This is a genomic window from Tateyamaria sp. syn59, from assembly GCF_007995245.1.
In the GTDB taxonomy this organism is placed as follows: domain Bacteria; phylum Pseudomonadota; class Alphaproteobacteria; order Rhodobacterales; family Rhodobacteraceae; genus Tateyamaria.
Genome location: NZ_VCBA01000001.1, coordinates 15,690 through 29,749, shown reverse-complemented (window position 1 = coordinate 29,749; position 14,060 = coordinate 15,690). Strand labels below are relative to the sequence as shown.

Genomic DNA, 14,060 nt, shown 5'->3' with positions numbered 1-14,060 from the left:
ACGCCCCGAATACTATGTTAAGCGGCCAGTCACCTTAGTTTAGATCTTAGTTGAGAATAATTGTACAAAATTCTGTTTTTCTTATATAAATGCGCGACCACCTCGGAGTTTGCATTCAATCACAGCGGCCAAATGAACGGAATGACAGCTGAGGCCAGCAAACCGACACTCAAATTCAACGGGATCCCGACCTTCATAAAATCCGTGAATTTGTATCCGCCCGGCCCATAGACCAGCATGTTGGTCTGATACCCAATCGGCGTCGCAAACGAGGCTGATGCGGCAACCATCACCGCCACCACAAGGGGCCGTGGGTCGATCCCCAAGGCGCCTGCCAATCCGATCGCGATGGGCGTCACAACGACGGCCACGGCATTATTGCTGACCAGCTCCGTCAGGACCGACGTCAGTAGGTACACCGCCCACACGATCAGGAACGGCGGCAACACCATCAACCCCGGCGCGACGGCATCCACGATCAGCGCGACAGCCCCCGTCGCCTCCAGTGCGGCGCCAATGGCCAGCATGGAAAAGATCAGCGCCAAAAGCCGTCCGTCCACGAAGGAAAACGCCTCGTCCGCGTCAATGCAGCGGGTGATCAGAACGGTGGCCACGGCGAGGATCGACAGCATCAGGATCGGCGCCACACCGAAAGCGGCAAGCACCACGATCCCCAACAGTGCGGCCAGTGCGATGGGCGCGTGACTGCGCCGAAACTCCCGCTGCGACGGTTTGGACACGTCAACCATGTCCATATCTGCGGCGAGCCGCTGAATATCCTCCGGCGCACCCTCAAGCAGCAGAGTGTCCCCAACCTTGACCACCAGATCATCCAACTGGCGACCGATGTTCTGGTTTCGCCGGTGCACCGCGAGCGGATAGACACCATATCGCCGCCGCAGCCGCAGCGCGCCCAGAGACCGGCCGACCATCCGGCACCCCGGCGTGATCAGAACCTCCACCGTGGTTGTCTCGACCGCGCCGACTTGGTCAATCCGCTTGAGTTCCTTGTTGCGCTGAAGGCTCAACAGCTCGGTCATCTGCGTGCGCAGCACCACCCGGTCGCCCACCTGTAGCTGCACGTCAGCCATGTTCCGGCGCAGCGACTGATCGCCCCGGATCACATCAACAAGGCGGACGCCGTCTCGCTTGAACAGCTGCACACCCGTCACGTCGCGGCCAACCAGGTTCGATTCCGGTGGGATGACAGCCTCGGTAAAGAACTTCATGCGGCTGCGATCACTCAGCAACCCCGCCATGCTGTCGCGCTCGGGCAACAGCATGGGGCCGAAAAAGCGCAGATAGATCATGCCCCAGGTGACGAGGATGATGCCCAGCGGCGTCACCTCGAAAATCGTGAACGGCGCCATCCCCTGCGTCCGCGCCACGCCGTCGACCAGCAGGTTGGTCGACGTGCCGATCAGGGTCAGTGTCCCACCAAGGATCGCGGCATAGCTCAGCGGGATCAGCATTTTGGACGGGGCCAACCCCATCGTCTTGGCCAGTTGAATGATAACCGGGATCATCACCACAACAACGGGGGTGTTCGACACGATGGCAGAACTGAGAATGACAAAGGCCATCAGCATGACAACCGCCAACGCCGGGTTGCTGCGCGCCTTTCGGTCGGCAAGCCCAGTAAAGGCGTCGAGCGCGCCGGTCCGCACAAGTGCCCCCATGATGATGAACATGGCCGCAATGGTCCACGGCGCCGGATTTGACAGCACCCCAAGCGCATCTTCGTAGGGCAGCGCACCCGTGGCCAGCAGCAGCGCCGTTCCGCTGATCGCCACCACCTCGGTCGGGAACAGCTCGCGCAGAAACAGCACGAACATCACGGCCACCACGACCAGTGTCAGGACGGCATTGCCGGTTTGCGAAAGCTCCATCAGCCCCATGGTGCGGCCCTTCAACGTGCGCAGGTCAGCGGACACTGTCCCCCAAGGGGCCGGCGTCTTCAACCCGGCTCCTGCGTGGCTGAACCAGAAACATCCCCAAAAGCATCAGGATAAGGGCGATCCAGACCGTGGGTGCATAATCTTCGCTCAAGATCAGCTTGGCCCAGAACACGCCAAAGAGGGTCACCAGAAAGCTGACTTGCACGGCAAAGACAGGACCGGCCCGGCCCACCAGCCAGACATAGCCCGCGTACACCAGCACATGGGTTGTTGCACTGAGGACAAGCGCCATCTCCGCCGCCCCAAGCGGCAGGCGCAGCGCAATCCACTGCCCGCTGAAAAGCGCGAGCGGAAGTGCCACGATGGCCCCGACGATCGAGGCCCCCCAAAGCACCTGGATCGCATCCAGCCCCGCGGTGCCCCAGCGCGCCACATAGTTGCCCTCAAACGCGTAGAACAGACCAGAGATCAACCCGACAAATACCCAAAGGATCGGAATACCGCCCGCCACACTGGCATTAGGCAAGACGATCAGCATCACCGCCGTCAGTCCGGCAAAGATACCCCCGAACCTGCGCCATTCAAAGCGGTCGAGCCCCAGCGACAGCGCAATGGGAAAAGCCCAGATCGGGATCATGCTCAGCAGGATTGACATGATGCCGGACGGCAGATGCACGGCGGCCTGATAGCTCGCCGAATTGGGCAGCACAGACCCGATCAACGCAATAACCACATAGACGCGTATCTGCGGGCGTCCCAGCGGAAGGTGGACCCGGCGCATAGCGGCGATCACCGTCATAACCACAGCGCCAATGACGAGTTGCCAGAACAAAAGCCCGAAATGCTGGTAGCCGGTGCTGACAGCAATCTTGGTGAGCGGCATGGTCAAGCCCCACCCTGCCCCCAAAAGGATCAGCACGGCGGTAAACCCCAGCGCCGCGCGGCCCGTCATGGACCGCCGGCCTGCAGCAACCCACCGTCGCGGACCATCTCGATCCGTGTGGCGCGGCCATCATCGCCTGTCTCGACATACACCCCCGACAGTGTCGCAGGCCCAAGGGCCGGGGCAAAGCGTTCCTTTGGCATGCCGGTGATGAAGCGGCGTAGGGGCTCGTCCCGCTGCATCCCGATGACCGAATTGTAATCGCCGCACATCCCCGCATCGGTCAGGTACGCGCAACCCTTCGACAGGATCATCGCGTCGGCCGTCGGCACATGGGTGTGGGTGCCCACCATCAAGCTGGCCCGCCCGTCACACCAGTGGCCCATGGCCATCTTCTCGGATGTCGCCTCGCAATGGAAATCCACCATGATCGCATCCGCCTGCCCACCCAAGGGGTGGATCCGAAATACGGTCTCCAGCGCGGAAAACGGATCGTCAAAGGGGCGCTTCATGAACACCTGGCCCAAGGCCTGCGCCACCAGAACCTTCTTGCCGTTGCGGGCCGTAAACAGGCGCGCGCCCTTACCGGGGGCCGCCTTCGAATAGTTCAGGGGCCGAATGATGCGCGGCTCCTGCTCGATAAAGCCCAGCATGTCCTTTTGATCGAAGGCATGATCACCCAGGGTCACGCAATCCGCCCCCGCATCCAGCAAGACGCGGGCATGCGCCCCCGACAGCCCCATGCCCGAGGTCGCATTCTCGCCATTGACCACGACGAAATCTAGATCCCAATCGGTGCGCAAACGCGGAAGGTGATCGGTGATCGCCTGACGGCCAGACCGGCCCATGACGTCACCCAGAAAAAGCAATCTCATACCCGCCCATATGCCCCGACGGACAAGAACGGCAAGCGAAATGCGCCGACCCGCGTCCCTTCCCTGTTTCAAAAAATCCCGGGGGACGGCCGCAGGCCGGGGGGCTGGCCCCCTCAGACCTCGATGATTTCGGTATCGGTCACGATCATATCGAGCGGTTGATCGGTCGGCTCTACAGGCAGGTCTTGCACCTGTTGCGCGCCGTAGGCAAAGCCGATAGCCAGTGTGGCCCGTTCGGCGCGCAATTGTTCGAGCGTGCGATCATAGAACCCGCCACCATAACCCAGCCGCGCGCCCGCGCGGGTGAAGGCCACGAGGGGCACGATGACGATCTCAGGCTGCATCAAGTCTTCAACCGCGGGCACCTGCGCCCCAAACGGTCCTTCCGCCATCTCCGCATCGAGCGTCCATATCGAAAACACCAAGGGTTGACCGGCGGCCCGGATCACTGGCACGCCCACGGGCCCATGCGCTGCCGCCTCGGCCATGGCAGGAAGCGGATCAATCTCGGACCGGATGGGCATGTAACCGGACACCGGCACGCCGCGGTAGCCTGCCAGAACCGAGGACAACAGGCCCGATGCGCCACCGGCATCCAGATCGAACGCGGCCTTGCGCGCAGCGAACGCCGCCTTGCGGATGGCCGCCTTATCCTCGGTCAGTCCCATGCGGACACCCCTACGGGACGGCGGGTGGGGCGACTTTGCGCGCCAGCGCAAACAGCGTCCGCCCCCGTCACAAGAGCACCGCCGCAGCAAGGCCCAGAAAGGCAAAAAACCCGACCACATCGGTCACCGTCGTCACAAACGCCCCGGACGCCAGCGCCGGGTCGATCCCGATCCGGTCCAGCAAGATGGGTATGCCGGTGCCGGCCAGCCCCGCCACCACCATGTTCACGACCATTGCCGCCGCAATCACATAGCCAAGCGCGGGCGAGCCGAACCAGATGATGCCGACGACGCCCATAACCACGGCAAAGACAACCCCGTTGATCAGCCCCACCAACACCTCGCGCCGGATCACGCGCCACACATTGGCGCCCGTCAGGTCCTTGGTCGCCAGGGCACGGGTAGCCACGGTCAGCGATTGGGTGCCCGCATTGCCGCCCATGGACGCAACGATGGGCATCAGCACCGCCAACGCCACGATCTGCGCAATGGCTGCATCGAATTGAGCAATCACCAGCGAGGCCAGGATCGACGTCACAAGGTTCACCGCCAACCAAGGAATACGCCGCTTTGTCGTCTCGCGCACAGAGTCCGAGAGGGCCGACTCCTCGCCCACACCGGCCAGACGCAGTATGTCCTCCTCGTGCTCCTCATCCAGCACAGCCATGGCGTCATCGATGGTGATCAAACCGATCAGCCGCCCCTCGTCATCCACAACCGGCGCCGAGATCAGGTGATACTGGTTGAAGGCATAGGCCACATCGCTTTCGTCCTGGCTTGCCGGGATGACCTGAAACGTCTCCTCAACGAGATCGGCGAGCAATACTTCACGGCGCGAACGCATCAGCTTGCCCAAGGTGACATTGCCCACCGGGTGCAGGCGCGGATCGACCAGCACGATGTGGTAAAACTGCCCCGGCAATTCATCCTCTTCCGCACTGCGCAACCGATCAATGGCCTCACCCACGGTCCAGTGCTCGGGCGCCATGACGACCTCGCGCTGCATAAGTCGCCCGGCCGAATACTCGGGAAAGGTCAGCGATTGTTCAACCAGTGCGCGGTCGGTGTCCTCAAGCGCATCAAGGATCTGTTCCTGCTGCGCATCATCCAGATCCTCGATCAGGTCGACCACATCGTCGCTGTCCAGATCCCGCACCGCCTCGGCCAGCACCGCAGGCTTGAGAACGGAAATCACTTCTTCCCGGATCGACTCGTCCAGTTCCGACAGGATGTCGCCATCAAATTCGCGGTCATACAGCCGGATCAGGCGGGACCGATCAAAGGCGTTGATCTGTTCCAGAAGGTCCGCGATGTCGGCCGCATGCAGCGGCTCCATCAGCGCGGTCAGCTGATCGCGGTCCTCGATATCGACAGCATAGAGGATGGCAGAGACGTCTTTGCGCTCAAGGACATAGGCGTTGTCGTCCTGGCCGGGTTCGGGCACGTCGGTCTGATCTGACATGGCCTCTATCTCCCTTCCAACGCGTCTGGCCAGACCATAGGGCGCACCCCATAGGCTGACAATGGGCCGCATTTCGCTTTGCGCAGGTGCACCCACCCCGGCATAAGGCGGGGATGACGACTGCCCAGCTTTTGACCGGCCATGTGCTGACATTCACCGACGACCCGTTCATTGTCCCTTGGCCCGACGCTGTGCGGATCGAGGAAAACAGCGCCGTGCTGGTGAAGGACGGTCATATCGTTGCCACGGGCACCGCAGCCACGGCCCAAGGCACGCACGCCAAGCGCCACGACTACCCCGGCCACCTGATCTGCCCGGGTTTTGTCGACGCGCACGCCCACTACCCGCAGACGGCGATCATCGCCTCATGGGGCAAGCGGCTGATCGACTGGCTGAACACCTATACGTTTCCCGAAGAGATGCGCTTTGGCGATCCGGATTACGCACAAAGCACGGCGGACACCTATCTCGACCTGCTGCTGGATCATGGGACCACCTCCGTTGCAAGCTTCTGCACGATCCATTCGACAAGCGTCGATGCGCTGTTCACGGCTGCCGCCGACCGCAACATGGCTGTGGTCGCGGGCAAGACCTGCATGGACCGCAACGCGCCCGACGGGCTGCGCGACACCGCCCAATCCGCCTATGACGACAGCAAGGCGCTGCTGGAACGCTGGCACTGCACAGGCCGCGCACGCTATGCCATCACGCCGCGCTTCTCTCCCACGTCGACGGAGGACCAGTTGGCCGCCCTCGGCGCGCTCTGGGCCGAACACCCCGATGCGCTGATGCAAACCCACCTCAGCGAACAGGTGGACGAGATTGCGTGGGTCCGTGACCTCTGCCCCCAAGCGCGCGACTATCTCGACACCTACGAGGCGCACGGGCTGCTGGGGACGCGCGGCCTCTACGGCCATGCCATCCACCTTGAACCGCGCGAGATCCATCGCCTGCGCGAAGTGGGTGCCGGGCTGGTGCATTGTCCCACATCAAACACCTTCATCGGGTCGGGCCTTTTCGACCTGATGGGGCTGACATCGCAGGGTCTGCGGGCGGGGCTAGCAACGGACACGGGCGGCGGGTCGTCTTTTTCGATGCTACGCTCCATGGCAGCCGCTTACGAGATCGCGCAATTGCGCGGGGTCGCCGTGCATGCCGCTCAGCTCCTTTGGCTTGCCACTGCAGGATCTGCCCGCGTCCTGCACCACAGCGACGAGATCGGGCAGATCGCATCAGGCCTTGCCGCAGACCTTTGCGTTCTCAACCTCGCCTCGACCTCCGCCATCGCGCAACGCCACGCACGGGCCGAGGACATCTGGGATGCGGTGTTTCCGACCATCATGATGGGCGACGACCGGGCCATTGCTGATGTCTGGGTTGCCGGACAGAAGCGCTAGCCGTCCATCAACCCGTTCGCGAGGACCGCCTGCTTTCGCATCGCCGCCTGCAGGTCAAACGTGGTCACTTGCCCATCCCGAACAACCTGCCGCCCCTCGACAAACAGGTCGCGTACCGTGTTCGGCCCCGCAAGCAACAGAGCCGCCGGATCCCAACTGCCAGCCGCCTCGATCCCGCTCACATCCCAAATCGCAACATCCGCCCGCGCGCCAACGGACAAACGCCCACACTCCGGGCGGCCCAGAATGTCAGCCCCGCCCCGCGTGGCAATCTCCAATGCCTCCTGCGCGCTCATGGCGTCAGCCCCCCGCGCCACACGTTGCAACAGCATCGCCTGCCGGGCCTCGGCCACCAGATTGCCCGCATCATTGCTGGCCGAGCCATCCACGCCCAACCCAACAGGCACACCCGCATCGCGCATCGCGCGCACCGGCGCGATGCCGGAACCAAGCCGACAGTTCGAACAGGGGCAATGCGCCACGCCGGTGCCCGTGCGGGCAAAAAGGTCAATTTCCGACGCGTCCAATTTTACGCAATGGGCATGCCAAACATCGAGGCCAACCCAGCCCAGATCCTCGGCGTATTGGCCGGGACGGCAGCCAAACTGTTCGAGGGAATAGGCGATATCCTCGTCATTCTCGGCCAGATGGGTGTGCATCATCACGCCCTTGTCCCGCGCCAGCACAGCCGCATCGCGCATCAACTCCCGACTGACCGAGAACGGAGAACACGGTGCCACACCCACCCGGCACATCGCCCCCGGTGCCGCGTCATGAAAAGCGTCGATAACACGCGCCATGTCGGACAGGATCACCGCCTCCTCCTCGACCAGCGCATCGGGGGGCAGTCCGCCGTCACTTTCACCGATGCTCATGGCGCCGCGGGTCGGATGAAAGCGCAGCCCGACCTCTTCGGCCGCCGCGATGGTGTCCTCCAGCCGCACGCCATTGGGATAGAGATATAGGTGATCCGACGAAAGCGTGCACCCGGACAGGGCCAGCTCCGCCAATCCTATCTGAGCGGAGACATACATATGCTCCGGCGTGAACCGTGCCCAGATCGGATATAGCGTCTGCAACCAGCCAAACAGCAACGCATCCTGTGCCGCAGGCACCGCACGCGTCAGGGTCTGATACAAATGGTGGTGCGTGTTGACGAGGCCAGGGGTAACGACACAGCCCTCCGCGTCAACAACCTCACCCGCCGTGGTCAAACTCTGCCCAAGCGCAACCACCTGACCATCGCGCAGCAAGACATCCGCATCCCGCAACACGCGCCGGTCATCGTCCATACAAACGACATGAGACGCAGCGCGGATCAACGTTTCGGTCAAACGAAGCCCGCCAAGATATCCAACGCCGCGCGATGCATCTCAGGGTGCGATGCAGCAACGACGCGCCCGCCCTCGTGCACCGGTTGACCGGACCAGTCGGTCACAACCCCGCCTGCCGCCTCGATCAGGCCGATGGGCGCCTGAATGTCATAGCTGTTCAGCCCCGCCTCGATCACCAAATCAATCTGCCCCGCCGCCAGCAGCGCATAGGCGTAGCAATCCATGCCGTAGCGCACCAGCTTGACGCGCTCCGCGACGGCTTCGAACCCCGCGCGTTCGGTTGGGGTGCCTATCTCGGGGAATGTGGTGAAAAGCACGGCCTCCGACAAGGCGCGCGGCGGGCGCGTGGCGATCTTGCCTGTACCGCGGGGGCCCTTCAACCAGGCCGACCCGTCTATGCCCCAAAACCGCTCGCCGATATAGGGTTGGTCGATCATGCCAAGGACCGGGCCAGCCTCGTCCCCGACCGCGATCAGAACCCCCCAAGTGGGTGTTCCAGACACAAAGCCGCGCGTGCCATCGATGGGATCAAGCACCCAGGTCAGCCCGCTTTGGCCCGATTGCGCGCCGTACTCCTCGCCGAGGATGGCATCTGTGGGCCTCTTCTCTGCCAACACCGCGCGCATTGCCTGTTCGGCGGCACGATCTGCGATGGTCACGGGATCATACCCGCCTTCATCCTTGTTTTCGGTGCCAAGATCAGCGCCGCGAAAATGCGGCAGGATTGCAGAGGATGCAGCATCCGCCATCGCGTGTGCCACATCTGTCAGCTCGGAAAGAGAGTGCGCCATAAAAACCGGGTGCCAGAGTGCTCCGGTTTGCGCAAGAACTGAATTTGAATGCGCGTCAGGCGACGTCGGTCAGCACACGCGCCAGTTCAAACAAGCGCCTGCGCTGTGCTTCGGGAATGGCGTAGTACGTGCGCACCAATTCCATCGCTTCCTTGTCGCTCAGCATGTCCGAAGGGACGTTGCCGGACGTCGCCTCTTGCGCGGCATCCTCCTTCAACCCTTCGAAGAAAAAGGCAACCGGAACACCCATCGCCTCGCCAATATCCCAAAGCCGGGAGGCGCTGACACGGTTTGCGCCAGTCTCATACTTCTGGATCTGCTGAAACTTGATGCCGACCATGTCAGCAAGTTTCTGCTGCGTCATGCCGATCAGCCATCGGCGCTGTCGGATGCGCTTGCCGACATGTGTATCCACCAGATGTGCCATGTGTTTCCAACCTTGATGCTCAGTGTGTCGTCAGCGCCGCGAAAAGAGCGCTTAAGAGAAATTGCGCGCTGAGTATTGACCTTAATACTAACTTCTCATTTGTCCGTTTTCAATGAAATCCACCCGCAACGCGCGAATTCAAAACGTTAACGCCCCCGATCCTGGGGATGTTTTTCACGGCCCAGACCGAAACAGGGTGCATTTTGCACTGTTACATATGGCACAGGGATGCGGCGGTTTGTTCGGATGCTTCAACACGTTAGACGGTAAAACGCGCACCGATTTTGCCACCTATAATTGAAATGTGAGCATAAATCTCCTGCACAAAGCGCGCCTTTCCCAACCAAATAAGGGATAAGCGCTGGCTTTATCCATCGGCTAGTTTCCGCTCATATCATCGATTCGGCGCACATGATCACACCCCGGCAACCGCGCGCAGCGCCACCGCATCGCCCGTCTGGAACGCCCGGCGCAGGAATCCGACAAGCGCTTCATGCACCTCGCCAGTGGCACCACCGGCACCGTAGAGGTTGATGCTGTGCGCTGGCAGATCAGGCAGCGCCCCACCATGTTCGATACGGTCCAGATGTGGCGGCTCGGTCCCCTCAATCATCGTGTGCACGGCCAGATCGGCGCTCACGGTCGCCTCGATTGTACGGTCGCTTTCGGTCTCCACCACCACGTCCCAGGGAATGTTCGCCGCGTCCAGCCGCTCGACCACGCGCGGGCGGAAGGTGCATTGCCGACCAAAGGCCAGCTTCAGCGGCCGCTGGCGCCATGCGGACCCGCCGGGGGCGCCAACCCAGCACAGCGGCTTGGTGCAGAGCTGTTCGCCCCCTGCATCAATCCCGGTCTCCGTGGTCAGGATGATATCGCAGGCCCCCTTGGCAAACTCCGACTTCAGCCGCCGTGTGTACGAGCTATCGAGCTGCACCTTCACCCGCGGAAAGGCAGCATGAAACTGTTTCAGCACGCGGGGGATAGCGGGATACACAATGTCATGCGGCACACCCAGGGTGATCTCGCCCTCATAGGCCTGATCGGTCAGCCGCGTGATCACCTCATCGTTCAATGCCACCATGCGGCGTGCATAGACCAGAAGCTGCTCGCCCGAGGCAGTCAGGGCAATCGTACGGCCTGATCTGTCGAACAGATCAAGGCCCAGCAACTCCTCCAGCCGCTTCAACTGCATCGAAACAGCCGATTGCGTCAGGTGTAGAAATCCGGCCGCCCGCGTCACGCCCCCACTTTCAGCAACCGCCACAAACGACCGCAGGGTGGTTATGTCCAGGTTTCTCACATCACACCTCCTGATGCGTTCCATCAAAAACATTCGTTTTGCGAATGTGCCATCCTCTTCCATATATATCAACAGAAACGATGAGATCAGACAATTCAATCACGAATGCAGAAAGGACAGATCATGGCCCTCACCGACATCACTACCCGCAGCACGACCCTCACCGCGGCAGCGCGGCACCCTTTTTCGCTGCGCACGCTGCTGAGCGTTTGGAAATCCCGCCGGGCGCTTGCCCAGCTTGACGACCGCGCCCTCGACGACATCGGCGTCAATGCGCGCCAGGCCGCCCGCGAAAGCGCAAAACCAATCTGGGACGTGCCCGCAACTTGGCGCACCTGATCGGCGCAACGGTCAAACAACCCCGTCGTGCGGCATTTATGACAAAAACGGTCGGAATGTCGCACGTCAGAGGCGCAAAACCCTTGAAAAACCCTTGAATGACCCACGCACTGACCCGATATTTGATGCAACGCGGGCGGAAATCCGCGACCGGTGGCTGTGCCACCGGAACCTGTATCAATTTGGAGGTCAACAATGGCTGAGTTGAATACGATCCGGTCCGCGGCCGGTACACGCGCCGCCCAGATCGACGCGGGCCTACGCGCCCACATGAATAAAGTCTACGGCACGATGTCCGGCGGCATGCTGATCACCGCTCTGGCGGCCTGGTCCATCGCTGGCCTGGCTGTGACATCCGATCCAACGGGCGCAACAGTCGCGCTGCGCGAAGGCCAGTACCTGACAGGGCTTGGTGAAGTGCTCTACACGACACCGCTGCGCTGGGTCGTGATGTTTGCCCCTCTGGCATTCATCCTGTTCGGTTGGGGCGCGCTCATGCGCCGTGGCTCTGCCGCAGCCGTGCAGACAGGCTTCTTCATCTTTGCGGCCGTAATGGGCGTGTCGATGAGCTCGATCTTCCTGGTGTTTACGCCCTACTCGATCACGCAGACCTTCCTGGTGACGGCAATCGCCTTCGCGGGTCTCAGCCTCTACGGCTACACCACGAAGAAAGACCTGTCGGGCATGGGCACGTTCCTGATGATGGGTGTGATCGGTCTGATCGTCGCGATGATCATCAACCTGTTCCTGCAATCGGGTGTGATGATGATGGCAATCTCGGCCATCGGTGTCCTGATCTTTGCAGGCCTGACCGCGTTCTACACGCAGGACATCAAGAACACGTATATCGCCCACGCATCGCACGGCGATCAGGAATGGCTGGACAAAGCCGCCTCCGACGGCGCGCTGAGCCTCTACATCTCGTTCCTGAACATGTTCCAGTTCTTGCTGATGTTTATGGGACAGCAGGAATAACCTGCCTCACATAGACTAGGGAAAGGCCGGTCCTCGTGACCGGCCTTTTTCGTTTCCAAGGGGCGCCGGAACGGGTCGGTGGGCGGGCGCCTTTTGCGCACAGGCGCAAAACAGACCACCCCGCCGACCTTAAAGATCGCGCATCATCCGCACCGATGGAAACGTGATCCCATCGGCCAAGGGCACATCAATTAGACCGATCTTTTCAAATCCCACCGCCGCATAGAACGGAACCGCCGTGCGCGTGGCCCAGCATTCCATCCGCGTCACCCCATGCGCCCGCGCCGTATCAAAGATGTGTGCCATCAGCCGGCGTCCTATCCCGCGCCGCAGCGCACGGTCATCGGTCACAACGTGCCGGATAAACGCGCGGGTTGGGTCGGACTTGTCCGCCGTCCACCCACCTGCCCCAAGCACCACGCCGTGCTCCTCGACCACGTAGTAAGTTCCACAACTCAACAGCGCAGGCTGCGCACGGCTGATGATCGGCAGGGCTGTCACCAGGATGGAGGGGGGATAATCAGCCTTGAGCAACTTAGGATAAGTCCGTGCCAACAGCGCGTCCACGGCAGCCAAATCCGCTTTGGTCGTGGGTCTGACCTGCATCATGTCTGCTCCTATTCTATTAATGCATAGGACATAGCTCTTGGCCCCTTTCGCCGTGACCCAAGGGCCCTCGGGCGGGCGGGCGGGCGCCCTGCTCTGCCACCCGCACCTCCCATGTCCGGCCAACCAGCGCAACGCTCTGCGGATCGCGCATGATCCAGCCTAGAACCTCATCCCAGACAAGGGTCAGATCCGACCGATCCGCGCGCCGATAGCATCTCGCCACCTGCGCGTCGCGCGCAAAGCGGTACACAAGGCCATCTGACCGGCGGGTGAGCCTAAAGCTGTCCATGATCCATCTCCAGGAAAAGAAAAAGGCCGCGTCCCGGAGGGCGCGGCCTTTGAAATCAAAAGAGGGCGATCTTACTTGATCTTGCCTTCCTTGTATTCAACGTGCTTGCGCGCCACGGGATCGTACTTCCGTACGACCATCTTCTCGGTCATGGTGCGTGCGTTTTTCTTGGTCACATAGAAGTGGCCGGTGCCTGCGCTCGAATTCAGGCGGATCTTGATCGTGGTTGGCTTGGCCATGTTCTGTCTCCTGCATCGCCAGAAAAGCCTGCTCGGCCCGCCAGCGGGAAATTCATCTTGAAACGCGCTTTTACCCGCGCCCCGCCTCGAGTCAACCCCGACCGGAGCGGGTTCAGCCACAGGAGCAGAAAAAACGCGCGGAGGGGCTGTAAGCCGGATTCTGTCTAGGGCGGTTGCCCGCCCCGAGATGACCATTCATCTTGCGACACTGTTGCCAGTGCCGCTCTAGCTGCCAACCCGGACCTGCTGGGGCAGAAGCGGCCCCGGACCGTTGCCGGTCCACGCGATCCCTATTTGGCATTGCTCCCGGTGGGGCTTGCCATGCCCGGTCTGTCGCCAGCCCGGCGGTAGGCTCTTACCCCACCGTTTCACCTTTTCTCCGGCGGACCGGAGTAGTCTGTTTTCTGTGGCGCTCTCCGTCGGGTTGCCCCGCCCGGGTGTTACCCGGCACCGCTGCTTCTGGGAGTCCGGACTTTCCTCGACATCACTGCCGCGGCCATCCGCCCCTCCGCGCCGGACGCGCATACGTGTGGAACCGGGGGCGCGTCAATGGGTGGTGTTGCGCCAGTGGTGG

General features: G+C 61.9%; 15 protein-coding genes and 1 other RNA gene. 3 read left to right on the top strand and 13 right to left on the bottom strand.

The annotated features are described in order from the left end of the window. Positions 1 to 119: 119 nt before the first annotated feature. The 5 genes from FD715_RS00170 to mgtE form a co-directional block, all read right to left on the bottom strand. Complete coding sequence (locus FD715_RS00170) at positions 120 to 1,898, bottom strand: SLC13 family permease (RefSeq protein ID WP_147105085.1); 1,779 nt, start codon at positions 1,896 to 1,898, stop codon at positions 120 to 122. Between the two features lie 25 nt (positions 1,899 to 1,923). Beyond that, positions 1,924 to 2,850 carry a DMT family transporter gene (locus FD715_RS00165; protein ID WP_147103468.1) on the bottom strand — a complete coding sequence of 309 codons (927 nt, stop codon included), beginning with the start codon at positions 2,848 to 2,850 and terminating at the stop codon, positions 1,924 to 1,926. Continuing rightward, the gene (locus FD715_RS00160) at positions 2,847 to 3,656 is read right to left on the bottom strand and encodes a TIGR00282 family metallophosphoesterase (RefSeq protein WP_147103464.1); all 810 of its coding nucleotides are present in this window, start codon (positions 3,654 to 3,656) and stop codon (positions 2,847 to 2,849) included. The genes FD715_RS00165 and FD715_RS00160 overlap by 4 nt, the downstream gene beginning before the upstream one ends. 113 nt (positions 3,657 to 3,769) lie before the next feature. Beyond that, entirely contained in the window at positions 3,770 to 4,324 is a 555-nt protein-coding gene (locus FD715_RS00155; RefSeq protein ID WP_147103461.1) for a 5-formyltetrahydrofolate cyclo-ligase, read from the bottom strand. Between the two features lie 67 nt (positions 4,325 to 4,391). Continuing rightward, on the bottom strand, positions 4,392 to 5,786 hold the full coding sequence (mgtE, locus tag FD715_RS00150) for a magnesium transporter (RefSeq protein WP_147103458.1): 1,395 nt from the start codon (positions 5,784 to 5,786) through the stop codon (positions 4,392 to 4,394). A 113-nt stretch (positions 5,787 to 5,899) separates the two neighbouring features. On the opposite strand from mgtE, the gene guaD reads away from it, so the two are divergent. Continuing rightward, the gene (guaD, locus tag FD715_RS00145; protein WP_147103455.1) at positions 5,900 to 7,183 is read left to right on the top strand and encodes a guanine deaminase; all 1,284 of its coding nucleotides are present in this window, start codon (positions 5,900 to 5,902) and stop codon (positions 7,181 to 7,183) included. Here the strand turns inward: guaD and FD715_RS00140 are convergent. The 4 genes from FD715_RS00140 to FD715_RS00125 all read right to left on the bottom strand — a co-directional run bounded on the left by FD715_RS00140 (position 7,180) and on the right by FD715_RS00125 (position 11,035). Continuing rightward, entirely contained in the window at positions 7,180 to 8,517 is a 1,338-nt protein-coding gene (locus FD715_RS00140; RefSeq protein WP_147103453.1) for an 8-oxoguanine deaminase, read from the bottom strand. The two genes, guaD and FD715_RS00140, sit on opposite strands and share 4 nt — an antisense overlap. After that, positions 8,514 to 9,308 (bottom strand): histidinol-phosphatase, encoded by a 795-nt coding sequence (gene hisN / locus FD715_RS00135; RefSeq protein WP_147103450.1) that lies wholly within the window; start codon positions 9,306 to 9,308, stop codon positions 8,514 to 8,516. The genes FD715_RS00140 and hisN overlap by 4 nt, the downstream gene beginning before the upstream one ends. 55 nt (positions 9,309 to 9,363) lie before the next feature. Then, positions 9,364 to 9,735, bottom strand: a complete 372-nt coding sequence (locus FD715_RS00130) for a helix-turn-helix domain-containing protein (RefSeq protein WP_147103447.1) — start codon at positions 9,733 to 9,735, stop codon at positions 9,364 to 9,366. Between the two features lie 415 nt (positions 9,736 to 10,150). After that, positions 10,151 to 11,035: a LysR family transcriptional regulator gene (locus FD715_RS00125; protein WP_147103445.1), complete on the bottom strand. Its 885-nt coding sequence runs from the start codon at positions 11,033 to 11,035 to the stop codon at positions 10,151 to 10,153. A 123-nt stretch (positions 11,036 to 11,158) separates the two neighbouring features. Here FD715_RS00125 and FD715_RS00120 point away from each other — a divergent pair, with 123 nt between their 5' ends. Both FD715_RS00120 and FD715_RS00115 read left to right on the top strand, forming a co-directional pair. Further along, positions 11,159 to 11,374, top strand: a complete 216-nt coding sequence (locus tag FD715_RS00120; protein ID WP_147103442.1) for a DUF1127 domain-containing protein — start codon at positions 11,159 to 11,161, stop codon at positions 11,372 to 11,374. Between the two features lie 195 nt (positions 11,375 to 11,569). Then, on the top strand, positions 11,570 to 12,349 hold the full coding sequence (locus tag FD715_RS00115; RefSeq protein ID WP_147103439.1) for a Bax inhibitor-1/YccA family protein: 780 nt from the start codon (positions 11,570 to 11,572) through the stop codon (positions 12,347 to 12,349). Positions 12,350 to 12,478: 129 nt separating this feature from the next. On the opposite strand, the gene FD715_RS00110 is transcribed toward FD715_RS00115, so the two are convergent. From FD715_RS00110 to rnpB, 4 genes are all read right to left on the bottom strand, one after another. Further along, entirely contained in the window at positions 12,479 to 12,958 is a 480-nt protein-coding gene (locus FD715_RS00110) for a GNAT family N-acetyltransferase (protein WP_147103436.1), read from the bottom strand. A 16-nt stretch (positions 12,959 to 12,974) separates the two neighbouring features. Next, a complete protein-coding gene (locus tag FD715_RS00105) occupies positions 12,975 to 13,247 on the bottom strand; it encodes a hypothetical protein (RefSeq protein WP_147103434.1) in 273 nt (90 codons plus the stop codon). A gap of 71 nt (positions 13,248 to 13,318) precedes the next feature. Beyond that, positions 13,319 to 13,486, bottom strand: a complete 168-nt coding sequence (gene rpmG, locus FD715_RS00100) for a 50S ribosomal protein L33 (protein ID WP_011454349.1) — start codon at positions 13,484 to 13,486, stop codon at positions 13,319 to 13,321. Positions 13,487 to 13,619: 133 nt separating this feature from the next. After that, positions 13,620 to 13,998: RNase P RNA component class A (rnpB, locus tag FD715_RS00095), an RNA gene on the bottom strand. Between the last annotated feature and the right edge of the window lie 62 nt (positions 13,999 to 14,060).